The 25179-nt window shown below is 59.5% G+C and carries 18 protein-coding genes; 14 read left to right on the top strand and 4 right to left on the bottom strand.

Annotated features, from left to right (window positions below; genetic code table 11):
* The first annotated feature begins 95 nt into the window (after positions 1–95).
* The 5 genes from IP89_RS12840 (at position 96) to IP89_RS12820 (ending at position 8222) form a co-directional block, all read left to right on the top strand.
* Positions 96–1715, top strand: a complete 1620-nt coding sequence (locus IP89_RS12840; RefSeq protein ID WP_043309934.1) for a methyl-accepting chemotaxis protein — start codon at positions 96–98, stop codon at positions 1713–1715.
* 28 nt (positions 1716–1743) lie between these two features.
* On the top strand, positions 1744–2904 hold the full coding sequence (locus IP89_RS12835) for a porin (RefSeq protein WP_052081067.1): 1161 nt from the start codon (positions 1744–1746) through the stop codon (positions 2902–2904).
* An 11-nt stretch (positions 2905–2915) separates the two neighbouring features.
* Entirely contained in the window at positions 2916–3320 is a 405-nt protein-coding gene (locus tag IP89_RS12830) for a hypothetical protein (protein WP_043309933.1), read from the top strand.
* A 682-nt stretch (positions 3321–4002) separates the two neighbouring features.
* Positions 4003–5094 carry an efflux RND transporter periplasmic adaptor subunit gene (locus tag IP89_RS12825; protein ID WP_043309932.1) on the top strand — a complete coding sequence of 364 codons (1092 nt, stop codon included), beginning with the start codon at positions 4003–4005 and terminating at the stop codon, positions 5092–5094.
* Positions 5091–8222, top strand: coding sequence for an efflux RND transporter permease subunit (locus IP89_RS12820; RefSeq protein WP_081963241.1), 3132 nt, complete (start codon positions 5091–5093; stop codon positions 8220–8222). Before IP89_RS12825 ends, IP89_RS12820 begins: the two co-directional genes overlap by 4 nt.
* Before the next feature lie 216 nt (positions 8223–8438).
* Here IP89_RS12820 and IP89_RS12815 read toward each other — a convergent pair whose 3' ends face one another.
* Positions 8439–9638, bottom strand: a complete 1200-nt coding sequence (locus tag IP89_RS12815; protein ID WP_043309931.1) for a CdaR family transcriptional regulator — start codon at positions 9636–9638, stop codon at positions 8439–8441.
* Positions 9639–9931: 293 nt separating this feature from the next.
* On the opposite strand from IP89_RS12815, the gene IP89_RS12810 reads away from it, so the two are divergent.
* Complete coding sequence (locus IP89_RS12810; RefSeq protein WP_043309930.1) at positions 9932–10801, top strand: phytanoyl-CoA dioxygenase family protein; 870 nt, start codon at positions 9932–9934, stop codon at positions 10799–10801.
* Positions 10802–11301: 500 nt separating this feature from the next.
* Here the strand turns inward: IP89_RS12810 and IP89_RS12805 are convergent, their stop codons facing one another.
* The 3 genes from IP89_RS12805 to IP89_RS12795 all read right to left on the bottom strand — a co-directional run bounded on the left by IP89_RS12805 (position 11302) and on the right by IP89_RS12795 (position 14359).
* Positions 11302–11919, bottom strand: a complete 618-nt coding sequence (locus IP89_RS12805) for a hypothetical protein (RefSeq protein ID WP_156115046.1) — start codon at positions 11917–11919, stop codon at positions 11302–11304.
* A 119-nt stretch (positions 11920–12038) separates the two neighbouring features.
* Positions 12039–13406 carry an FAD-binding oxidoreductase gene (locus IP89_RS12800; RefSeq protein WP_043309928.1) on the bottom strand — a complete coding sequence of 456 codons (1368 nt, stop codon included), beginning with the start codon at positions 13404–13406 and terminating at the stop codon, positions 12039–12041.
* A gap of 65 nt (positions 13407–13471) precedes the next feature.
* Positions 13472–14359, bottom strand: a complete 888-nt coding sequence (locus tag IP89_RS12795; protein ID WP_043309927.1) for a phytanoyl-CoA dioxygenase family protein — start codon at positions 14357–14359, stop codon at positions 13472–13474.
* 429 nt (positions 14360–14788) lie between these two features.
* Between IP89_RS12795 and IP89_RS12790 the strand changes: the two genes are divergently transcribed.
* From IP89_RS12790 to IP89_RS12755, 8 genes are all read left to right on the top strand, one after another.
* Positions 14789–15370 (top strand): TetR/AcrR family transcriptional regulator, encoded by a 582-nt coding sequence (locus IP89_RS12790; protein WP_043309926.1) that lies wholly within the window; start codon positions 14789–14791, stop codon positions 15368–15370.
* Positions 15371–15757: 387 nt separating this feature from the next.
* A complete protein-coding gene (locus IP89_RS12785; protein ID WP_043309925.1) occupies positions 15758–17284 on the top strand; it encodes an NAD(P)/FAD-dependent oxidoreductase in 1527 nt (508 codons plus the stop codon).
* Positions 17281–18156, top strand: coding sequence for an alpha/beta fold hydrolase (locus IP89_RS12780; RefSeq protein WP_043309924.1), 876 nt, complete (start codon positions 17281–17283; stop codon positions 18154–18156). The genes IP89_RS12785 and IP89_RS12780 overlap by 4 nt, the downstream gene beginning before the upstream one ends.
* 213 nt (positions 18157–18369) lie before the next feature.
* Entirely contained in the window at positions 18370–19527 is a 1158-nt protein-coding gene (locus IP89_RS12775; RefSeq protein ID WP_043309923.1) for an iron-containing alcohol dehydrogenase, read from the top strand.
* A gap of 12 nt (positions 19528–19539) precedes the next feature.
* A complete protein-coding gene (locus IP89_RS12770; RefSeq protein ID WP_043309922.1) occupies positions 19540–20871 on the top strand; it encodes an APC family permease in 1332 nt (443 codons plus the stop codon).
* A gap of 78 nt (positions 20872–20949) precedes the next feature.
* Positions 20950–22374 carry a gamma-aminobutyraldehyde dehydrogenase gene (locus IP89_RS12765; protein WP_043309921.1) on the top strand — a complete coding sequence of 475 codons (1425 nt, stop codon included), beginning with the start codon at positions 20950–20952 and terminating at the stop codon, positions 22372–22374.
* Between the two features lie 56 nt (positions 22375–22430).
* The gene (locus tag IP89_RS12760) at positions 22431–23684 is read left to right on the top strand and encodes an aspartate aminotransferase family protein (protein ID WP_043309920.1); all 1254 of its coding nucleotides are present in this window, start codon (positions 22431–22433) and stop codon (positions 23682–23684) included.
* Between the two features lie 94 nt (positions 23685–23778).
* On the top strand, positions 23779–25158 hold the full coding sequence (locus tag IP89_RS12755) for an aspartate aminotransferase family protein (RefSeq protein WP_043309919.1): 1380 nt from the start codon (positions 23779–23781) through the stop codon (positions 25156–25158).
* The last annotated feature ends 21 nt before the right edge of the window (positions 25159–25179 follow it).

The following is a 25179-nucleotide window of genomic DNA, read 5'->3' as shown; positions in this document are numbered from 1 at the left end:
AAACCGGACAGCCGAGGCGTGTATCAAGGCCACTAGAACCAGCGTTCCCGAGAGATCGAAACCGGTCATTGGCAACGCCGAGAGCAGCAGAACTCATGTTCAAAACCATATCGCTCACCCTGAAACTCTCTCTGCCACCGGCCGTGGCTTTAGCAGGTCTTTTGCTGTTTGTGGGTCATACGACGCAGCAACTCGGCGACAACGACAGTCGACTAGTCGCCCTCGAAAAGCAGAGCTATCCGATGCTGGAAGTCGCAGATCGGGTGAACTTCCAGCTATCGCGCATTCCCGGCCTGCTCAACAGCGCTGTCGCGTCGGGCGAGCAAGAGATACTGGATGAGGCGCGCCAAGTCCTAGCTGATGTAAATAACAACCTGCGCGACCTAGAGCCACTGACGCACGGGCGCGGCAATAGAGGCGAAGAGTTGCAGGACTGGTCCTCATCCATCCGGCGCTATTCCGACAACGCATTCTCTTCATCTGCGCAGCTGCTCGACGGTGCCGCATTCGATGACCTGAGGCCAAAGCTCAATCGCATGGCTGTCGATCTCAAGCGCGCCAAAGAAAGCGGCCAGCTGTTCCGCAGCCTTGCCTATTCCGACTTCCACAGCAGCCTGAAGCAAGTCAGAGCCGACAACGCAGCCACCACCCAGCTCGGATACCTACTCAGCGGCGTCCTACTGCTAGTGGTCAGCATCAGCTCCGGACTGGTGATCCGCCAGGTTATGACCAATATCCAAGGCGTCATCGAATCGCTCAGGGCCATCGCCAGCGGCGATGGCGATCTGACTCGACGCGTCAATGTCGAATCCACTGACGAGATTGGCGAAATGATCGGCCTGTTCAATGGTTTGCTGGACAGACTGCAGGGCACCATCCGCCAGATCATCGAAACAGCCAGCCCCCTTGAGCAGATGTCTAGGGAGCTGCATCGGCTCACTCGAGGAGCTGAGGACAGCGCACATTCCCAGCAGGAGCGCACGGATTCCATCAGTCGTGACATCGGCACTATGACTTCCAGCATCGAGGAAGTGGCGGAGCGCTCCCGCCAAGCCTCGGAGCAGGCCAGCGCGGTCACTCGTCAGGCCGAAGACGCCCGGCTGAACATCGACAATCTGTCCACCAGCATCGGCGATCTCGGCAGTAGCGTCCTGAGTTCGGTGCAGGCCATGCAACGGCTGGAAGAAGAGACTCAGCAGGTTGGCACGGTACTGACCGTCATTCGAAGCATTGCCGAACAAACCAATCTGCTGGCACTGAATGCTGCGATCGAAGCGGCCCGGGCTGGCGAACAGGGCCGAGGCTTTGCCGTGGTAGCCGACGAGGTGCGCAACCTCGCGCAGAAGACGACCACTTCTACCGCGGAAATCCAGAGCATCATCCAGCGCTTACAGAGTAGCGCCCACGGCGTATTGCAAGCCATGACCCTGAATGACGCGAAGGCCAGAGCCAGCATCGAGCGCTCAGAGCAGGCCACGCTGACCCTAGAGGCGATCACCCGCGCCGTTCGCCAGATCGATGAGTTGAACGCCAGCATCGCTCGCTTCACCCAGGAACAGATTGGCCTCTCCAGCTCAATCCAGCATGACACCGAGCGGTTGCAGCTAGACACCCAGGCCACTACTCAAGGTGCCGACGCGACCGCACGACTCGGCGAACAGCTGGTCAGCACCGGCGACCACCTGCGCAGCGCCACCGCCCTATTCCGCATCTGAATTTCCCAACCAAAAGAGCAACAAAAGCATGCAAAGCATCAGAGCATTCTGTCTTGCGGGATTCATCGCAAGTACGCCGGCCGTAGCCCTTGAACAAGGTGAATACCAACTCAATGGCTTTGGCACCGCCGGCCTCACACATCTAGGGGGAGAAGATCAAGGGCGAAGCTTCGGTGTCAGCGGACAGACCACGGATTCATGGCGCGGTGATCAGCTCTCCAGGCTAGGCGGCCAACTCCAGTATGGGCTCACCGACACACTGGGCCTAACCGTCCAGGCTACCCTCAAGCCGGAACAGGACACCTGGAAAGGCAATTTGGAATGGGCCTACCTCTCCTGGGGCGCTGCCGAAGGTCTGACGTTGCGCGCAGGACGCTTACGTACGCCGATCTATATGTACTCGGAAAACCTGGACGTCGGCTTCACTCATCCCTGGTTGCGCCTGCCGGACGAGGTGTACAGCCAGGTCCAACTGAGTAGCTACGAGGGTGGAGATGTTCTCTATACCCTGCCTGTTGGCATCGGCAACTTCGCTTTCCAGGTAGCCGGTGGCCAAGCGGTCAACCGGAATGTGTTCGCACTGGATGAGCTGTACGACATCGACTACAAGAAGATCTTCGCCGCGAACGCCAGTCTAGAAACCAACGACTTCGGTACGCTGCGCGTGGGGTACGCCGAAGCCGATATCGATACGGACCTTACTGCATCGGTCATCTCTCCTGGCGTTGGCACTACCAGCATCGACTTCCTCAACCTTCATCGACAGAAGGGCAGGTTCACGTCCGTCGGCTATCAGTACGACAACGGTACCTGGATAACGTCCAACGAATGGACGCGCAACAACACCGAAGGCGACCAGCAAGGCAACATCGATGCCTTCTACCTCATGGGAGGACGCCGTTTTGGCGAAGTGCTGGTTCACATCACCTACGCCCAGCTCGACGAAGATGGCGGCCGCCAGAACTCCTGGACCTATGGCGTGAACTACAACCTGGCGCCGAACATCGTCCTCAAGAGCGAGTACAAGAGGGTCGACACGCGCGGCAACGGCTATCGCGGTACTTTCGTGGAAACCGCGCAGGAAACATTCGATCACGCCGTCTTCGCAGCCAGCAACGGTGCTGCGGGCGCTCCCTCGCGCAACTACGACGGCGACATCCTCAGCGTCGGCGTCGACTTCGTATTCTAAGGAGTGTCCACATGAAACCACTGATCAACGCAATGCTTGCAACTGCCCTTACGACGGCCTGCAGCCTGGCCCACTCCGAAGTGGCCGTAATCGTGAACGCAGCCGCCAGCGCCACACCCTCCCAGCCTGAAGTGGCCAACATATTTCTGGGCAAAAACAACAGCCTGAAGGCAATCGATCAGAAAGGCTGGAACCCTACCAAGGAGAAGTTCTACAGCGCTCTGACTAACAAAAGTGAATCGCAGCTCAAGTCCTACTGGTCCGGGCTTGTATTCACGGGCAAGGGCCAGCCGCTGCAAAGTGTCAACGACGATGCCTCCGTAGTGACGATGGTAGGCAACGAGCCGAATCTGATCGGCTATGTCGACAAGGGAGCCGTGAACGATAAAGTGAAAGTACTCTTCACCCTGCCCTAGCCTGCCGCCCTCAATGCATCCATTGGCCTAGTCGCCCAATGGATGCATGCCTGGAGAGACATGTGCCCGGCGAAGAACTCTCCAACCCCTTCATTACCCGGCCATCAGCGCTGCCTGCCCGGCAGTGGGCGCGTTTGCGCCAAGCAATCCTCATGTCCTGCGGCCTCTCCCGTTACCAGTCATCCGCAAAGACAGAAACAGATTTTCAGGGGACGGCACGCAAAGTGCGCCTAGTGACGAAACGCTTATTTACGTAACAGTCGTTGCGCAAATCATGAAGTCGGATCACAATTCTCCGGGAAACGAGACGTTTCAGGAGCTCACCTCATGAATAACCCCATGAAATCGCGCTCCCAAACACAGAGACACACTTCCCAGAGCACGCTCTGTCGCTCGCGCCGTATTCGCCATGGCCGTTCAACTCCACTCCTCCAACGCTCTGCAGCGCGCAGCAGGAAAAGCTGTCCGGCGCACGTTGGTTGCCTGTTGCCTTGACCGAACCCCCAAGGCAGCCCGGATGCAACGCTTTGCTAGCCATGCGAGAGAGCCCTGTCGATACGCAGGCTCGCGAGTGGCTGCCTGCTCTCTCACTGATCAAACAATCCATTTCGACGACACATCTCCCTGCCCAGAAGTGCATGTGCCGCTCTGCATTACTCGTCCTTGAACGAGGAGACACGACATGAACCCACTCAAGACCACCCTGCTCTGCAGCTGCACCTGCAGCATCATTCTGGCCCTAGCGGGTTGCCAGAAGGAGGCGCAATCAGCAGAGTCTCCTCGGCCGGTTCGCACGCAGATCGCGCAGCCTGCTGCCATCGACGAGCAGGTCGCACAGACAGGCGAGATCCAGGCGAATCTCGAGACCAATCTGGGCTTCCGCATTGACGGTAGAGTCGCGACTCGCACCGCCGAGGTTGGCATGAGTGTCGTGAAGGGACAGGTTCTGGCGACACTCGACCCGAACGATGTGCAGAACGAAGTGCTGAGCGCCGAGGCCGAAGTAAAGAGCGCTGAGGCCACAGAGGGTTTGGCGAAGTCGGAGCTTGAGCGGCAGCGGACCCTCTTTGAAAAACAGTTTGTTGCTCGCGCCCGTGTGGAAGAGGCCGAGGCCAACTGGCGGGCCGCGAATGCAAAACTCAAGGTTGCCAAGACGGCGCTTCAGGCTGCACTCAATAAGCTGACCTACACCGAACTCCGCGCCCCTGACGATGCCATTGTCAGCGCGGTATCGGTCAATGCTGGGCAAGTCGTCGAGGCAGGCCAACCCGCGATCAAACTTTCCTCGACCTACGAACGCGACGCCATCTTCAACGTGTCCGAGAGGATCTACACCAGCGTTCCCTCCGACGTGCAAGTCGAAGTGGCGCTTGTGTCAGACCCCTCGATCAAGGTGACCGGACCAATCCGTGACGCAAGTCCGACGGCGGATCCGGCAACCCGCACCTACCGTGTCCGCATCGCCCTACCCGGCGCCCCGGCCACCATGGCGCTGGGGGCAACAGTAACGGGACGCATCATCCTGCCAGGCAAAGCACTCGTCACTCTCCCAGCCTCGGCCTTGACCAGCGAGAACGGCAAGCCTGCGGTTTTCGTGGTCCAACCAGCAACGAAAGAGCTCGTTCGTAAGCCGGTTACTGTCGCACGCTACACGGCGACACAGGCGCTGATCGAATCTGGTATCGCCGCCGGCGATGCTGTCGTAACGGCAGGAGTTAGCAAGCTCAGGCCCGGACAGAAGGTCGCTTACGATTCGGGAGAGCTGGCCAAATGAGCGAGCGGGAAAACAAAGGCAGCTTCAATCTCTCGGCATGGTCCATCGCGCAAAAGCCGCTGATCTTTTTTCTCATGCTGATCACTCTGATCGGCGGAGCAATGAGCTACTCGAAGCTGAGCCGCAATGAAGATCCAGCCTTCACCATCAAGACCATGGTGGTCGCTGCCCGCTGGCCTGGCGCAAATATCGAAGACACCACCAGACTCCTGACCGACCGCCTGGAGAAGAAACTCGAAGAGATTCACTATCTCGACAGACTCGACAGCTACACGCGCCCCGGCGAGACGGTGATCATGGTCAATCTGCGCGACGATGCGCCGGCGCGCGTAGTCCCAGACGCCTGGTACCAGGTGCGCAAAAAGATGGCCGACATCAGCACGACACTCCCAAGCGGAGTACAGGGCCCCTTCTTTGACGACGAGTTTGGCGATACCTATGGCCAGATCTACGGATTCACGACCGAGGGCTTTTCGGATCGAGAACTGCGCGACTATCTGGAAGGCGTTCGAGCTGAACTGTTGCGCATCCCGAACATCGGCAAAGTACAACTGCTGGGCGCGCAAGAAGAGCAGATTGTCATTGAGTTCTCACCCAGCCTTCTCGCCGCCTATGGTCTGGACGAAGAGGCAGTACTGAGAGCGTTGCGGGCTCAGAATGCCGTCAGCCCTGCCGGAACGGTGCGCCTGGCTGACGACAAGATCGCCCTGCGTGTGAGCGGAAGCTTTGTGTCTGAAGAAAGCCTGCGCCACATGACACTACGGGCGAACGACCGCTTCGTACCGCTGGCGGAGCTCGCCACGATTCGACGTATTCCGGCCGACCCACCGGCCCCCCAGTTCCGGGTCAACGGCGAGAAGGCGCTCGGCATCGCCATATCGATGGCTGCGGGCGGCAATCTGCTTGAGTTCGGGCAGGCGGTGCGGGATCGCATGGACGAAGTCAAAGCGGCGCTCCCCCACGGAATCGAGATGCTTCAGGTCGCTGACCAATCGACGGTGGTCAAGGAGGCCGTGAACGGCTTCCTGAAGGTACTGGCTGAAGCGGTCGCGATCGTGCTTGCGGTTTCGTTCCTCTCCCTCGGCCTCAGAGCGGGGTTGGTCGTCAGCATTTCGATTCCCTTCGTCCTGGCGCTAACTTTCATCGGCATGGAGCTGACCGGGATCGGTCTGCAGCGTATCTCGCTCGGCGCGCTGATCATCGCCCTCGGCCTGCTGGTCGATGACGCGATGATCACGGTCGAGGCCATGATCGGAAAACTCGAGGAGGGTTGGAGTCTCAAGCGCGCGGCAAGCTTCGCCTACGACTCGACCGCCTTTCCGATGCTGACGGGTACGCTCGTCATGATCGCCGGATTTATTCCGGTCGGCTTCGCCGCCTCAAGTGCCGGAGAGTATTGCTACTCGATGTTTATGGTGGTGCTGATTTCGCTATCGGCATCCTGGGTGGTCGCGGTGCTGTTCTCGCCACTGCTCGGCACCCTGATCCTGCCGAAGTCCCTGCCGAATCACGGCCACAGTAAGGGCCGGATCATGGGCGCCTACGAGCGGACCCTGTCCTGGTCCCTGACCCATCGTGCGCTCACCCTTACGGCAGCAGGCGCCGCCTTCGTGATTTCGCTCGGCACCTCTACCTATCTCGAACAGCAGTTCTTTCCACCATCCGATCGCCCGGAACTTCTGGTGAGCCTGACGCTGCCACAGAATGCATCGCTGGAAGCCACAGAGCGGGAGGCATTGAAGCTCGAAAAGGTGCTGGCTGCCGATCCCGACGTCGAGCAGTTCTCTACCTACATTGGCTCAGGCGCGATCCGCTTCTATTTGCCGATGGAGGTGCTGCTGCAGAACGACAATGTGACCCAGATAGTCGTGCTCACCAAAGGCGTCAAAGAGCGCGATGCGCTCCAGGCCAAGCTCGCCGCAACCTTCAAGGCAGATTTTCCCGGTCTAATCGCCCGTGCAACGCCGTTAGAACTGGGCCCGCCGGTCGGCTGGCCACTCAAGTATCGCGTCACAGGCCCCGATCAAGCCAAGGTGCGCGATATAGCCGGGCAACTGGCCAACCTGCTCTCGGCCAACCCTGACACGAGCGGGGTGCATTTGCTGTCGGGCGAGCCGCAACGCAGCGTCGTCGTCGCAATCGACCAGACGCAAGCGCAGGCGCTGGGACTTTCGTCTGAGGAAGTCGCGAGTGCCATGGCTGCCATCTTCTCCGGCACCACGGTAACCGCCGTACGCGACCAAGATCGTCTCGTGGACGTGGTCGTGCGAGCAAAGATCGGCGAGCGCACAGACCTTGCGACTCTGGCCAATCTGCAGATCCGTACCCCTCAAGGCCAGACCATACCACTGACACAGATTGCGAAACTCAGCTATGGCGTAGAGGACCCGATCGTCTGGCGGCGCCAGCGCCTCCCAATCGTGACCGTCCAAGGCGACGTTCGCGAGGGCCTTGAAGCGGCAACTGTAGTGCAGAATCTCGCACCCGCTGTCGAGCAGTTCGTCGCCAACATGCCCAAAGGCTACAAGGTGGAAACTGGTGGCGCGGTCGAGGAAGCGGCAAAGGGAAGCGCCTCACTCTTCGCAGTACTGCCAGTCACTGCCCTAGTGATGTGCGTGCTGCTGATGGTGCAACTACGCAGTTTCTCCCGCATGTTCCTCGCTCTCGCAATGGCGCCGTTCGGCCTGATCGGTGTCGTGCTCGCTATGCTGCCAACCGGAACGCCGATGGGCTTCGTAGCGCAGCTCGGGGTCATAGCCCTGGTCGGCATGATCGTCCGAAACGCAATCATTCTGATCGAGGAAGTGGACATCAATGTCGGTGCAGGCCGGTCGCCTCTCGAAGCCATCGTGCACGCCTCGACACACAGGGCACGCCCTATAGTTCTGACGGCCTGTGCGGCCATCCTAGGCATGGTTCCGATCGCACCACAGATATTCTGGGGGCCGATGGCGTTCGCGGTTATCGGTGGGCTGGCCGGCGCGACCATCGTGACCCTGACTGTCCTGCCCTGCGCAATCTCGCTCCTGCTGCAATGGGAGAACCGTGAGCGAAATCCGCAGCTGCTCGAGTCTTCCCAACCGCCACAGAAATCTGGCGGCAATTCCGACCCAGCGGTGCAAACGTGATCTTAGGGGGCTCTGTTTCTTGCTAGCGGGGCAAGAAATTCAACGAGCTAGATTTGGCCGAAAGCTGATTCTCCCTCAGGCTGCTTTCGGCCTACTCCGTTGAAGAACTCGGTCGAGCGTGGTGGCCGAAGCTGTCGCGCCCTAACAAGAAGCTCCGCCCTCCTCCTGAGCTTCAACAAATCGGCTCAAACCAGAGAGAAATCTACTGTTCGGAACTCATTTCTCATCGTCGCCAACTGGTGTGCTCCAAATCACCAGCTCAAGGGCCGCGGCGATTTGAATGCGATGGTCTGCAAGCTGCCCGGGTAATAGATCCTGAGCGCGTTCCAGCCGGCGCAGCAATGTATTGCGATGCGTGCCAAGTACTTCAGCGGTCTGGGTGATGTTGCAGCCGTTGGCCAGGAAGGCGTGCAAGGAATGCTGAAGAACCCTGGGCTCCGTGGCCAACCGTCCCAGCGTACTCAAGACAAATTGCCTGGCGGCGCGGAGATCCTGGGTCATCAGAGAAACCATTCGAACTTGATCGATCGTGGCCACAGCGGGAGCACCAGCCAAGCGCCCCATCAATCGCTGGGTGGTCAAGGCCTCCAGGTGAGCCCGACGGAAGCCATTCACTCCCATTCCCGGGGAGCCGATTGCCGCGCGCATTTTGGGAAACTGATCGGCGACGCCTTGCAGCGCGTTCAGGTCCAGAGGCTTTGCCGCACTCATCCAGACCCATAGCGTTGCCGGGCCAGCGAACACAATCAGTGGCGCTACCGTGCCAGTGAGTTTCGCTAGAGTGCGGGCCATACCCTCCAGAGGTTGGATTTCTGCATCCGGAATTTCGCTCCAGACGAGACAGGCGTGATGCTTCTGGAAAAGGTTGTAACCCAGTCGCCTACCGAACTGCTCGGAGTCCACATCTCTGCCATCTAGTAACCGACTGACCAGAGCACGTCTGTCGATATGATCGTCATGGGCCTGAGCACTTTTTTCTTCCAGGATGATCTGGGTCACAACACGCATGTTGCTGTCGATGAATTCCGAGATGGAACGCGACGAGACCTCCAGGAACTCCTCGAGCACCACTGAATCCTGCGTCAGGCTAAATGCCATCTTCATCCACAGTTCCCAAGCAGTGTTCTGGGTCGACCTCGCCACATTCATCAACAGTTCAGACAGTCCTCTGCGAGCCAGCTCCTTGGCCGTATCCACCATATCGGCAGACACGTAGGACTCCACTGGCTCTCCAGGGCGCTGCAGATTGGCATGCGCCCAGTGCAGTAACTCTGCCCGGTTTGCGCGCCGGAACGCCGCGAGGATAACCGGGTCCTCCAGCAGTTTTGCATCTTCTGGTGAGGAGAAAAGCGACTGATTCAGGCGCTCAATCCACTCCGGCGGCAGCGTTTGAGCAAGCTCGGCGCCTTTGCGCATGAGCTCACGAACCGCTTCCGATGGGCGTGGCCAAGGGGATGACGTATTGGTCATGGACAGTGCAAATCACTCAAAAATACTAGAGAAAATGGTGCAGTTTGTACCTTGGCCGAAAACAAGGGGAAACCTAGCATGAACTCACTGCCTGAACAAAAAATACAAGGAGGCACCTGACGCTCCATGTTCTTTTTAAGGTTTAGCGCAGTGGCAAGAGGGCCTGTTTCTTGATGTCCGTTTTATTGGGCATCAATCCGCCTGCGCCAACCGTTCCTCTCAATCTGGAGTGTTTTTCAATGTCAGCCTCTCGCGACTCTTTGCCAGGCCTACCCGTCGTAACTAGATCGAGCTCAGCACAAGAGATTGTTCAACTGAGCGACCAAGCGGGTGCGGTCATCATCCGTAACTTCATGACACCTGAACAGGTCGTCCGGATCAACAATGAACTCGAAGCACCACTTGCCGCGCTCGATGCGGGATCCAAGCACGAACATGAGTTGATTGCTGAGTTTCATGGCCATCAAACCAAGCGGCTTACCAACCTTGTTACTCACAGCAAAACCTTTCGTGAGGAAATCCTGGATGACGATCTCTTTCATGAATTGGGCCGCGTGCTTTATGAACCCGAGTGCGGTGACTGGTGGCTGACCACTGCTCAATTGATCGAGATTGGCCCCGGCAATAGAGCTCAAATGCTGCATCGCGACATGGCGCAGTACCAACCGTTTATTTCTATGAACAAAAATGCACCACGCGCTATTACGAACCTGATGCTGGCTCTAACGGATTTCACAGAGGAAAACGGCGCTACGCGCGTGATTCCAGGCAGCCAGAACTGGGATGACTTCGAAGAGGTGGGAACGTCGGAGATGACGATCCCAGCCCTGTTGAAAGCTGGGGATGCCGTGCTGTTCGGCGGGAAAGTCGTTCACGGTGGCGGTGCCAACGTAACAACCGACTTCTATCGCCGCGGGCTGACCATTCCGATGCAGGCTTCGATTATCACGCCTGAAGAAGCATATCCGCTGATCGTGCCTCTTGAGTTGGTCAGGACGTTGTCTCCACGCGTTCAAAAGATCCTCGGCTTCCGCTCTCAGTACCCCAATGGCAGCCCTGGCCTGTGGCAGCATAACTACGCAGACCTAGCTGACTACCTCCAGCTCTAATCCCGCCAAAGCTGGCCTGAGCCAACTCTCCAGGTAAGGAAATAGGTCAAGCATCGGACCCCGGCGCTGGCGGTGCGTGCCACAGACAGTTTGTCCGTTGGCACGCAGCGTCTTGAGCAACTTTTTCTCCCCGTAGAGCACCAGAGGTGCTACTGCGACGCCCTGCCTGGCATTGAAAAGTGCACAGCGAACAGGGCCAGTCCTTAATGTTTCTCTCCTCAACGCAGAAGCGCGTAGATCATGTGCACGGAGCGCTTTCGCATTAACACCGCTCCAGCCGGATGTAGAATAAGGGTTATTTCGAAAGGCGCCCAAGCTTATTGCACGAGGCCTTATTCGCTTATTTCCAAACCTAATTCGCCTGTGTGCGCGGATTATTAAGCTATAAAAAAACCGCCCCGGGAGGCGGTAAAGATGCAGGCCTCAGCCCGGCATGGAGTAACTTCACATAAAAAACAGGCAGACGATCAGCAACATCGCAGCGTGAACTTTTGCTGGAATCAGCGGAAATGGAACAAGCTTTGAGTAGAGGCGTTCCTGAAGCGCTGAAGTGCACGATAGGCATAGAACGACTGCACAATTGAGTACGACCAAGTCAAGAAGGCGAAGGTCATAAACACCACCTTCGTGTCGTCACCCGGAATCGGAAAGAAGTCATACCGCAGCGCTACCGTCAGCCCCGCCACACCACTCAGGACGGTGGCCAGTGCATGTAGATGTTCCTTGACACGGGCCAGTCGCCAAGAAAAATAGGCAAGGTACACTGTGTAAACTGACCACATCAGCACATAGAAATACGGACGTAACTCGTCAAACGAACTCGACGTGAAGTAAATGGCGGCAGCGGCAAAACCAGCCAAGAACAATACAATATCACTCGCCGGGGACGGCCTATAATTGTGAGTTACTGCCATTAAACCAAGTGTTGCAATAACAGGAACTCCGACGCCTCGGGAAAAGGCGTCGAGAAACATAGCGGCATTGTAATTGACCAACCAGCCCGTAACAATAAATACCGTGAAGTTCGTTGCGGATATCCCCACAATCAAGAATTCCACACCAAGCAGATAATTTTTACACTTGACAAATGCCGCCCCATAGCACAAACCGCATGTCATCAGCAGCACACACGAGACCAGCATAAATACTTCTATTAATTCCACGATAACAGCCTCTATCAAGAAGGTCGCACCGTTGTTCTGTAGTAATTTGCACAGAACAACGGCATAAGTTGCAATCAGTCTTTCCTGGCCTGGTACTTACGCACTTTTTTATCAGTCCAAGCATCCAGCAATGTGGCCGCCGCAAACGCGGACTGCACGACGCACCATTGCAGCGGTTCTGGTAGCAGGGACGGTGTCTTATGCTGCAGTGCCGCCAGCAGCTCCGGCGCTTCACCGTTGATCTGCGCGGCAAAAAGCGACCCTATGAACGATTGGGTGCCCAGCCCATGACCCGAGCAGCCGGTGGTGTAGTAAATGTTCTGCTTCGCGCCCATGGCACCGATCACCGGCAGGAAGTCATAAGCGCCACTGACGTAGCCACTCCAACAGTGCTGGATGCCAAGGCCTTGCAATGCCGGATAGCGCTCGCGCAGCACATGTGCCAATGCTTTGTAGGCACTCTGGTCCGGGATATTGGGGGTCTTCGAACCGTAGGCATAACCCAGCTTCTTGACGGTCAATACCATGGTGCCGTGCGCCGTCAGGCGGTGGCTCTCCATGGTGTAGTGCGGTGTGATAATCCCTTCCCGCCCCTGCCAACCCAATGCAGCCAGTTGCTCCGTCGATAGCGGTTCCGTTTCGATTGCCGACACCCGAATCGCCGCGACCTTGTTGCGCAACACCCCTAGCTGGGGGGTATAGGCATTGGTTGCCAGTACCATCACCGGTGCGGTGGCACTGCCGTGTGCCGTCTTGCAGGTGATGACCGATCCCTCACTGAAGGAGAGCAATGGCGTGCGCTCGAAGAGTTTCACGCCCGCCTTGATGGCCGCTCGGCGCAGGCCGCTGACGTATTTCCCAGGATTTAAGGTGCCCCCGCACTGCTCGGAAGCGAACAGAAAGGCAGGCGGGATTCCCCGTGCGCGCATCTCGTCACCGTCCACGAAGCGGCTCACCGCGCCGAGCTTCTCACCCAGCGCCATGTTCTGCCGCAGGCGCTTTTCCTGGCTGGGATGAACACCGGCTCGGAGCACACCCGAAGGGTTGTAGTCACAGTCGATACCCAGTGTCTTCAATCGGCCTTCGACGTAGGGCACGGCCTCGTCGTAGAACCTGACGAACTGTGCGGCCTGCTCCGCCCCCACGCGACTGACGAACATGTCGCATTCGACGCCCATGCTGCCAAGCAGGTAGCCCGCATTGCGCCCGCTGGCACCGAAGCCCGCGAACTCCTGCTCCAGCACGATGACCTCCGCCCCGCGCGCCCTCAGTTCCAGCGCGGTCGAGAGGCCGGCAAAGCCGGCACCGACCACGATCACATCGGCGCGCTCGTGGCCCTTGAGTTCCGGTTGCAGATCGCCCGGACGTTCAATCCATCCGCCAAGCGTGCGGAATCTCAACGGCACGGAATCACCGCCAGTTGCCTTGTTCAACGCGTTCATTCAAATCGCTCCACGATCACCGACCAACGCTCCGCCAGGGTCGCCCCGTGGCAGGCTCGAGACTGCTAGAAACCTTTCCCCGGCTCGGAGAAAGCAGGCATGTCCAGAAGCTCTTGCGGGTCTCGCATCTGGCCATCGACCTCCACCCAACCCAGCAGCGTGGAACTGGCGCTCCAGCCCAGCAGGCGCTGCATCTCCGGGGGGAGCTGGCGAACCCGTTCAATGGGAAGGGAAAGGAAGTGGTTCTCTTCGAGGCGCAGGAACGCCAGGTCGTAGGCCATGGTCAGGCCAGTACGAGGAGACGACGTGGTATTGGCACCACCGCCGTGGTAGACCGACCCCATCCACAGCAGCGCGGAGCCTGCCTTCATTTCCGCGGCGATGGTTTCTTCCTGGGTCGGCATGCGCTCGTCATCCCATTGGTGGCTACCCGGAATCACGCGCGTGGCACCGTTTTCTTCGGTGAAGTCCGAGATGGCCAGCATCATCTGCAGCCGGGCCTCGCGCCCGAACTGGGGATGTCGCCACAGCGAGGTGGCATCGTCACGGTGCAGGGGCTGGAGACCTTGGCCCGGCCCGATCTGGATGGCCTGGGTGATGCTGAGCTGAATGTCAGGGGCCATCTCGATGCGGTCGCTGCCCACCCAGACATGGGTCGGTGTCTGCAGGATCTGCCGGGCCGCACCGATGAACAGCGGGCTCAGGGCCACCTCCACCGCCGTGTCACTGCGCCCGATGATGCGGGCGACACGTCGGGTCTGCGTGCCTGCGAAATAGGGATCCACGCCACAAGGCGTGACGTTCAGGTAGGCGTCTAGCTCTTCGGTAAGGGACTTCAGCGTTGCTGGCGATACAAACTCGGAAATGATGACGCCGCCGTCACGCCGGATGATCTCCACCACCTGCTCGATCGATGCATCGCTGCCGACCGTCGATAGCTTTCGTGTATCCATCTGCTTTGTACCTGTCTGGTTTTGTCATTGTTCTATCCAGCGAACCTGGACAACCCGGCTCAGCTCACCCAGCGCCAATCACAGAAGCGCACTCTCGGTTCCGCTACCGCTGCCCGGCATTGCCAGGGTGGGCAATTCATGATTACCTAATATGGTCATCTGATCAAGTCAATTGATCTTGCGTTTTATGCTGTTTCGCGGCCACCGTTCGAACCATTGAATTCGATGGCCCAGATGACAGGAGGCATTCTCACTTGGCGAGGCCGGTGTCCTCCTAGGCGATGACCACTCGCTGGGTGCCACCATCCCCCAAGGAAAGGAATTGCAACGACTCACCTCATGGATTGGGGAATGACCTTGCGATAGCATTCGTCACCGCCGGCACCGGACCAGAGGGTTGGCGGCAATACCGAAAAGGGAGAACGCTCAATGGCTCGGATAGGCGCTGAAGAGCGCAGACAGGATTTTATTGAGGCCACCATCAAGGTGATCGCAGAGCACGGCATAGCCAACGCCACGACGCGGCGTATCGCGACGGCGGCAGACTCTCCACTGGCCTCGCTGCACTATGTCTTCCACACCAAGGACGAGTTGTTCTATGCCGTCTACGAGTCCCTGATCAACATGCCGCAGCAGTCGCTGCAGCATGCTCCGGCAGGCGCCACGGCAGGTGAATCGGTAGCGGAAATGTTGCGCCAGCTGGTCAAGTGGTTCACCGCACATCCCGAACTGGCCACCACACAGTTCGAACTCTTCTTCTGGAACCTACGCAACAACCCGGATATGGCAGCGAAGATCTATGCCGTTTCCATCGAAGCGACCCAGCAGGCCATCCACAAGGTTATCGGTGCTGCGCTGGACCAGACCGCACTGACCACCGTCAGTCGTCTGCTCATCAATCTCTTCGATGGCTTGCTGCTCGCCTGGTCCGCCCACGGCGATCGTGAGCGCTTGGAAAGCGAGACTGAGACGGCCTGCCACGCAGTTAAGCTACTGGTGAGCAGCTACTGAAACGCTATTCGGATGTGCCGCGCGCTCGCGCGGCACGGCAATCCGAGCCAGGAGACTTTTACAGGTGGGCAAGCCAGTGCACCTCGCCGCGCCAGCTCCTGCCGATCACCGCTATAACGACTCGAATTTTCTCCCTGCATCACCTGGCTCAAGGCATAACCCCCCCCCGGATCATGCCCCCTCTCCTCCTCGCACTACCTTTCTGACTGTCACGCCATCGCGATAGCTCATCGGACAGCGATACGCAGACAGAAGTGATGCAAATCATCCCAAAACGATAGTTGCACGGTGCATTTTGCACCTTGCCCCACACAGTTTGCCGCCTCTATTATAGTCAAATGATCAAGTCATATGATCAGTCTCTATAACACAACAATAGGAGGCGATATGTCCTCGCACACTGCTCTTCCGGTTGAGCCACTCGACATTTTGATCATGGGAGCCGGTGTGTCTGGCATCGGCGCGGCAGCCTATTTGCGTCGCCACCAACCAACCAAGACCTTTGCGATTCTCGAGTCCCGTGAGCACATGGGTGGCACCTGGGACCTGTTCCGCTATCCCGGCATCCGCTCCGACTCCGATCTGTACACCTTCGGCTTCGACTTCAAGCCCTGGACCAAGGCGAAGTCCCTGGCAGATGCCGCAGATATTCTCGAATATCTACGTGAAGCCATCGACGAATATGAACTGGAGTCCTTGATCCAGTACAAGCAGAAAGTCGTCTCGGCGAACTGGCAAACCGACAGAGGTTTGTGGGCAGTCCACGTGGATGATGGCCACACGGGGCAGATCCGCACAGTCGAATGCCGCTGGCTGTTCAGCGCGGGCGGTTATTATCGGTACGACCAAGGGTTCAGCCCCCGCTTCGAGGGAACCGAAGAGTTCAAGGGACAGATCGTCCATCCGCAACACTGGCCAGAGAACCTGGACTACACGGGCAAGCGCGTCGTAGTCATCGGCAGCGGCGCAACAGCCGTGACTCTGATTCCGGCCATGGCGGACAAAGTCTCCAGCATCACCATGCTGCAGCGTACGCCCTCCTACATCATCAACCAGCCCGCCAATGATTCGATTGCGGCGTTTCTCCGCAGGATTCTGCCTGCGCAAACCGCCTACTCTCTGACGCGCTATAAGAATGCCAAGATCACCCTGGCCTTCTGGGCGTTCTGCCAGCGCTTCCCCAAGCTTTCTCGCAAACTGCTCCTTTGGCTGACTCGCAAGGAGCTACCGAAAGACTATCCGGTCGACGTGCATTTCAACCCGCCCTACAACCCCTGGGACCAGCGTTTGTGCACGGTGCCAGAAGGCGATCTGTTCAAGGCCATCAGCGCAGGTAAAGCTGAGATCGTCACCGACCATATCGAGCGGTTCACCGAGTCCGGCATTTTGCTGAAATCTGGCAAGGTGCTGGAAGCCGATATCGTGATTACAGCCACGGGGCTGAATGTGCAGATGTTCGGTGGCATCAGCCTGTACAAGGACGATAAGCCGGTGGTGCTGAGCGACACCCTGGCTTACAAAGGCACGATGCTCTCCGGCGTACCCAACTTCGCGTTCGCAGTGGGCTACACCAACTCCTCCTGGACCTTGAAAGTGTGCCTGCTGTGCGACCACTTCTGTCGCTTGTTGGGCTTCATGGATAGCAACGGCTACAACGTCTGCGAACCCAAGGCGCCAGAGGGCATCGAGACCCGCCCTCTGCTGGACTTCGGTGCCGGCTACGTGCAACGCGCGCTGGACAGCATGCCGCGCCAAGGGCCTAGCGAGCCCTGGGTGATGTCGATGGACTACTTCCGCGATGTCAAACTCCTGCGCCGCGGCGCAGTAGCTGACAAGTGCCTCGCGTTCACCTCCGTACCTGGCGCGCCCTTGCGCGCAAAGGTCGAGCTACAGCAACAAGGTGGCCGCGGATGAGCACCGATCGCTTCTGCGAGCTGCCTGGCGACCGCAGGATCTGCTATCGCAGCCACGGCCACGAAGACGCACCGGCGGTGCTGCTTATCGTCGGTCTGGGGCTGCAGCTGACCTACTGGCCGCAACGACTTATAGCCGGGTTGGTTGAGCAGGGACTGCGCGTCATCACCTTGGACAACCGTGACTCGGGCGGGTCCTTCTTTACCGAGGTGACACCTCCCTCGGTCATGCAGCAGTTCTTTCGCAAGAAGACCCCCGGCTATGACCTGGGTGACATGGCCAGCGACGTCGTCGGGCTCATGAATGGTTTGAAACTGGCAACCGCACATGTCGTGGGAATGTCCATGGGTGGCATGATCGCCCAGACGCTCGCGGCTCGTTACCCCGAGCGCATCAGGACCCTCACGTCCATCTTCTCCACAACCGGTTCACTGCGCGTAGGCCAGCCAGCGCCCAAGGCCCTCCTCAAGCTCCTGCGCCGCCCCCCGCGCAATCAGCAGGAAAGCGTTCGCGACTACCTGGACATAATGCGAGTGATCGGCTCGACACTCGAGTGGGACGAGCAAGCGTTGCGCGACTACGCCACGCAAGCCTGGGAACGAGGCGGCGGCCAGGCCAGCAACCTAGGCACGGCAAGGCAGATCGGCGCAATCATCAACTCGGGCGACCGCACCCAGGAGCTCCAGCGTATCCGTTGCAGCACGTTGGTCATTCATGGGGACAAGGACCTCATGGTCGCGACCAATGGGGGCTTCGCCACCTCCGCCGCGATTCCTGGAGCGAGCCTGGTATTGCTGCCAGGGATGGGTCATGACCTCCCGAAATGCCTATCAGGCACGTTGCTGTCGCTTCTCTCGGGGCACATGCGCTAGTCAGCTTCCCTTTTGGGGCGTGCAGCTTGCCGCCCCTTTTTTTATTCAACCAGAGGCTTCTCGCAGCACCTTTCGCAGGACACAGAACAACAAGATTCCGGCTTGTTGAAACCGTCAAGCCGTACTCCAAGCGCCCGAGCCGCCAAGACGAACTCGCGCGGGTGCTCCTCCACTGCCCTTTCGACAACCACAACAATCGAGCAAGAGGTATGTATGGAATTCAAGTTCTTACTCCCCAGTAAAGTCGTCATGGAACCCGGCCTGCGCGAGCGCACCGGTGAGCATCTGCGGGCACTTGGCCTGAGCCGCATCCTGATCGTGACCGATCCCGGGGTGAAGGCAGCCGGCCTGCTGGACAGCGTCTACGCCAGCCTGGAGAAGGCTGGCATCTCCTTCGAGGAAGTGTCGGACATTAAGGCCAACCCTCGCAGTGAAGACATCAATCAAATCGCGCAGCAGTATCGGGGCAAAGGCATAGATGGCTTGCTGGCGGTTGGCGGCGGCAGCGCGATGGATGCGGCCAAGGCCATCAGCCTGCTACTCACTCACGACGGCCGTATAGAGGACTACGAAGGGTCGTTCAAGCTCAAACACACCATACCGCCCATCGTCGCAATCCCGACCACCGCGGGCACCGGCAGCGAAGTGACCTGCTTCTCGGTGATCACCGACACCGCCCGTCATTTCAAGATGAGCGTCCATGATTACCGGGTCGGGCCAGTACTGGCTCTGCTTGACTCCCGAATCCTCGATACCCTGCCCGCGTCGATTGCCGCCGCGACCGGCATGGATGCCCTGACCCACGCCATCGAAGCCTACACCTGTCGCGTGTCGAACCCGATCAGCGACGGCCTGGCGCTGCATGCCATCCGTCTGATCAGCCAGCATCTCAAAGGGGCCGTTCTTGAGCCTGACAATCAGCAGGCACGGGAGCAGATGCTGGTGGCGAGCCTGATCGCTGGCATGGCCTTCGGCAACGCTGACGTCGGCAGTGTGCACTGTATTTCCGAATCGATTGGCGGCATGTACGACACGCCGCACGGTGTGGGTAACGCGATCTTCCTGCCCTTCGTATTCGGCCACAACCGCGACGCCGACATCGTCCGCCACGCCCAGGTTGCCTATGCGCTGGGGATCGATCCCACACTTTCGCCGACCGACGCCGCCGAGGCCGCTGTCGGCCATCTGTTCCAGATGAGCAAGGACCTGGGGATCCCCTGCTTCGCTGAAGTCAAAGGTGTGCGCGAAGAAGACTTCCTGACCATTGCCGAAAAGTCGAAGAAGAACTTTTCCGATGCCAGCAATGCCAAGGAAATGTCCGTGCAGGCCTACCACGACATCATCACCACCGCTTACAACTTCGTCGCGTGAGAGGTGCCTATCATGAGTGAGTCAAACTCTGGCGCCTCGTTGAGACGCACCCTAGGCCCGTTTTCCGTGCTGTTGTTCGGCCTGGCATTTCTGGCCCCGCTGATCGTCTTCGGCACCTATGGAGTGATCACGCAAGCCAGTGGGAACACCACGGCGATGGCCTACCTGATCGCGGCAACCGGCGTGGTGTTCACGGCCTTGAGCTACGGCCGACTGGTCAAGGTGTTCCCGGCAGCCGGTTCGGCCTACACCTATACCCGCAAGATGCTGAGCGCGAACCTCGGGTTCATGGTGGGCTGGGCCGCCCTGCTCGACTACTTCTTCATCCCGATGCTGATCTGGCTGCTCGGCGCCAGCTACCTCAGCATGGCCTTCCCAGAGGTGCCACAGTGGGTGTGGATCATCGGGTTCATCGTCTCTACCTCGCTGCTCAATGTCCTCGGCATCCAGGTCGCCAACCGCTTCAACGTGTTACTGATGGTCGCGCAACTGATCATCATCGTCGTGTTCATTGGCCTGTGCGTGCACTACATCGTTGCGGTCAACGGCCCTGGCGGGCTTCTGTCAGCCAAGCCGTTCTTCAATCATGAAGTGCCCTTCGCCACCAGCATGGCCGGTGCCGCCATTGCCGCCTACTCGTTTCTGGGCTTTGACGCGCTGTCCACGCTCAGCGAGGAAACCCGAGACCCGGGCCGGACGCTGCCACGTGCCATTCTGCTGGTCGCATTGATCGGCGGTTCAGTCTACGTGGGCTCCTCGTACTTCATGTACCTGGCGCATCCCTCCCCCACGTTCGAGTTTGTGGACGGCGCCGCGTTCGAGATCGCCCGCATGATCGGCGGCGACCTGTTCTTCGCCGTGGTCCTGGCGGGAATCATCATCGCCCACTTCGCCGCGGGGATGTCGTTCCAGGCCAGCGTGGGCCGGTTGCTGTACGCCCTGGGTCGGGATAACCAACTACCGCGCAAACTGTTCGGCGTCCTGCACCCTCGCTACAAGACCCCCGCCTTCAACATCCTGCTCTGCGGTGTCTTCGGTACCGCCGGTTTTGGCTTGACGATCGCCACCGCGACTTCCCTGGTCAATTTCGGCGCTTTTCTCGCCTTCACCGCCGTCAACCTTTGCGCGTTGCGACTCACCTTCGACGCATACACCAAGGATGGGGCCGGCTTGCTGCGCGGAGTGCTCTTCCCTCTCATCGGTCTGACCACAGCAGCGTGGATGCTCGTCAGCCTGGATAAAGACGCACTGATCATGGGCTGTGGCTGGCTCGCCCTAGGTGCGGTTTATCTCGCCTGCAGGACCAGCTTCTTCCGCAATCCAGTACCTGACGCACTGGTGTAGTGGCTTCCTTCCAATCGAATGCTCTGACAACAACCACAGGCAAGGCCCTGACCTTGCCGTTCAATGGCGAGAATCGATATGCAAACCAAACTTCTGATCAATGGTGCCCTCGTAGCTGGCGAAGGTGAAAGCCTGGCCGTGTACAACCCGTCCCTGGGCAGTGTCCTGGTACAGACTACCGAGGCCAGCCGTGCCCAGGTCCATACCGCAGTGCAAAGCGCGGATGCGGCTTTCGAAGCCTGGTCGCAAACGCCGCCCAAGGACCGCTCGGCTCTGCTGCTCAAGCTCGCCGACGGCATCGATGCCCTAGCGCCGGTGTTCGCTCGCCTGGAGGCGGACAACTGCGGCAAGCCCTACACAGCCGTGCTGCAGGACGAACTGCCAGCCGTATCGGACGTATTCCGCTTCTTTGCCGGCGCCGTTCGCAACCTGCAGGGCTCGGCGGCAGGCGAATACATCCCGGACCACACCTCGATGATCCGCCGCGACCCAGTAGGCGTGGTCGCCTCCATAGCACCATGGAACTACCCCTTGCTGATGGCCGCGTGGAAACTTGGCCCGGCATTGGCCGGTGGGAACACCGTTGTGCTGAAACCATCGGAACACACCCCGATGAGCACCCTGAAACTGGGCGAGTTGCTCGCCAAGATTTTCCCTGCCGGTGTAGTCAACATTGTTCATGGCCGAGGCGCGACGGTGGGCGAACCGCTGACCAGCCACTCTCAGGTGCGCATGGTGTCGTTGACCGGCTCCGTGCGTACCGGCAGCCGGATCATCGAAGACACCGCCGACAGCGTGAAACGGATGCACATGGAGTTGGGTGGCAAAGCGCCCGTCCTGATCTTCGATGATGCCGACATCGACGCCGCCGTCGAAGGCATCCGCGCCTTCGGCTTCTACAACGCCGGCCAGGACTGCACCGCCGCGTGCCGCCTCTATGTGCAGAAGGCGGTCTACCCGGAGTTCGTTCGCAAACTCGGCGAAGCCGTCTCCAGCATCAAATGCGGGCTGCAAGATGACCCGGCGACCGAGATGGGCCCGCTGATCACCAAAGAGCACTTGGAGCGTGTCGAGGGCTTCGTCAACCGTGCCAAGGAGCAACCTCATATCGAGGTCGTCACCGGTGGCAAACGGGTGACAGGGAACGGGTTCTTCTTCGAACCGACCGTCCTGGCCGGCACCACGCAGGAGGATGAAGTCGTGTGCCGGGAAATCTTCGGCCCAGTGGTCACAGTTTCATCGTTCGAGGACGAAGCCCAAGCCCTGGCGTATGCCAATGAATCCGACTACGGCCTGGCCTCTTCGGTGTGGACCTCCGATGTGGGGCGCGCCCATCGCTTGGCCGCTCGCCTGCAATACGGCTGCACCTGGGTAAACACCCACTTCATGCTGGTGAGCGAGATGCCCCACGGCGGGGTGAAGCTGTCCGGGTACGGCAAGGACCTGTCCATGTATGCCCTCGAAGACTACACGGTGGTGCGCCACGTGATGTTCAAGCACTGAGCGCACACCGAGCCCCCACGACAAACAGCTGTCCAGACAACTTCAAGAGGTTATGCATGAACAATATCGAGACGTTTGAGAGGCTCGAGTCCAACGTGCGGATGTACTGCCGTGACTTGCCGCTGGTGTTCGATACCGCCCAAGGCAGCAAGATCCGCGGCGAGGATGGCCGCGAATACCTGGACTTCTTCGCCGGCGCCGGCGCCCTGAACTACGGCCATAACAACCCGCGCATGCGTGATGCCCTGATCGGGTACCTGTCATCCAACGGCGTGACCCACGCCCTCGACCTGCACACCACTACCAAGCGCCAGTTCCTGGAGTCGATTGAGCGAGACCTGTTCAAGCCACGCGGCTGGGACTACAAGGTTCAGTTCACCGGCCCGACTGGTGCCGATGCTGTCGAAGCGGCATTGAAACTGGCACGTAAGGTGACGGGGCGCACCAAGGTCGTCTCGTTCTATGGCGCCTACCACGGCATGACGGCCGGCGCGCTGGCCGTCACTGGCAACCGCACTCGCCGAGGCCCGGGGCTGTCCAGCGACGTGGTGTTCGTGCCGTATGAAGACAGCCCCTACGGCCAATTCGACAGCATCGGTTTCCTCGAACGTCTGGCCAACGACCAAGGCAGCGGTTCGGAAATCCCCGCCGCGGTGATCGTGGAGTCCGTGCAGATCCAGGCGGGCGTCTACCCAGCCTCCAACGACTGGCTGCAGCGGCTGCGCAAGTGGACCTCCGATCATGGCGTGCTGCTCATCTGCGATGAGATCCAGGCGGGCTGTGGTCGGACCGGCAACTTCTTCGGCTTCGAGCGCTCCGGGATTGTGCCGGACCTGATCACCTGTGCGAAATCGATCGGCGGCTTTGGCCTGCCGATGGCCATCGTGTTGATTCGCGCCGAACTGGATGTGTGGCAACCCGGCGATCACATCGGCACCTTCCGTGGCAACCAGCTGGCGTTCCTGACGGCCCAGATCGCGCTCGGTTACTGGCGCGACGAGCCGTTCCTGAAGCTGCTCGCCGACAACTGCGCGGCCATGGAACGCGCGGTTGCCGGCTACGCCGAGATTCCAGGCGTAGCGTCCGCGCGCTGCCGCGGCATGATCGCCGGCATCGACTTCGGCCGCGGCAACGTGGCCTTCGCCAAGGATGCCCAGCAGCGTGTGCTGCAGGCGGGGGTGCTGGTCGACCGCTGCGGCCCGAATGGCGAAATCATCAAGCTGATGCCGCCGGTGAACACCCCGACCGACCAGCTCGAACAGGGCCTCAAGGCGTTCGGCGAATCGGTCGCTGCGGCACTGAGCCAGTAACTGCATAAACCTGCGTGCGGCCTGTAGCGATACTGGTCGCACGCAGGCTCATCGCATGCAGCAGACAATCCGTCCGTGGCAGGAAATCACGCCAATGAGCAACGTCAATTCGACCGTGCAGAACGATCTGTCTTCGCTGATCCACCCCTACACCAACCTGGCGCAACACCGTGAGACAGGCCCTTTCGTGATCACCGGCGGGGACGGCGTGCGGGTCTTCGATGACCAGGGCAACGCCTATATCGAAGCCATGTCGGGCTTGTGGAGTGTTGCCCTGGGGTTCAGTGAACAGCGGCTGGTCGACGCCGCCATCGAGCAGTTCAAACAGCTGCCCTACTATCACAGCTTCAGCCACAAGACCAATGCACCGGCGGCGGCGCTCGCCGCCAAACTGGCCGAGCTGGCGCCCGGTGATCTGAACCATGTGTTCTTCACCAACTCGGGCTCCGAGGCCAACGACTCGATGGTGAAGATGGTCTGGTACGTGAACAACGCGCTGGGCAAACCGCACAAGAAGAAGTTCATCTCCCGTCAGCAGGCGTACCACGGCACTACAGTGGCCTCCGCCAGCCTGACCGGCATCCCGTCGATTCATCGCGACTTCGATCTGCCCGCCATCCCGGTTCATCACCTGACCTGCCCGAACGCCTACCGATTTGCCCGGCCCGGAGAAACGGAAGAGGCCTTTTCGGCACGCCTGGCGGATGAGCTGGAGCGCTACATCCTGGCCGAGGGACCGGAAACCATCGCTGCCTTCATCGGCGAACCGCTGATCGCGGCGGGCGGCGTGATCCCTCCGCCACAGGGCTATTGGGCGGCGATCCAGGCGGTGTGCAAACGCTACGACATCCTCGTGGTGATCGACGAAATCGTCACCGGCTTCGGCAGGCTAGGCACGATGTTCGGCTCCCAGCTGTACGACATCCAGCCCGATATCCTGGTGCTCTCCAAGCAGCTCACCTCGTCCTATCAACCGCTGGCGGCCCTTGTGGTTTCCGATGCCATTCAAGACGTCCTGGTCGGCCAGAGCCAGCGCCTAGGGGCCTTCGCCCATGGCCTGACCTGTACGGGCCATCCCGTCGCCACCGCCGTGGCGCTGGAAAACATCCGCATCATCGAGGAGCGCGACCTAGTGGGCCATGTCCAGCGCCTGGCCCCTGAGTTCCAGCGCCGTCTGCGCGTATTCGCCGACCACCCCCTGGTAGGCGATGTCCGAGGTGTCGGGCTGGTGGGCTCTATCGAGCTGGTGGCCAACAAGGCCACCGGCCAACCGTTCGCCCAGCCCGGGGTGTTGGGAGGTTACCTGTTCAAACAGGCTCACAAGCACGGGCTGATCATTCGCGCCATCTACGACACGATCGCCTTCTGTCCGCCGTTGATCACCACGCAAGACGACCTCGAGGCGATCTTCAGCGCATTTGATCGGGCGCTGAGTGACACGACGGACTGGGCCCGGTCACAGAACCTTCTGTAAACAAAACAAGAGCCAGGAGTG

It is taken from the genome of Pseudomonas sp. ML96, assembly GCF_000761545.1.
Taxonomy (GTDB): domain Bacteria; phylum Pseudomonadota; class Gammaproteobacteria; order Pseudomonadales; family Pseudomonadaceae; genus Aquipseudomonas.
Note: the sequence above shows the minus strand (reverse complement) of the source record. Positions and strands in the feature narration are given on the sequence as shown.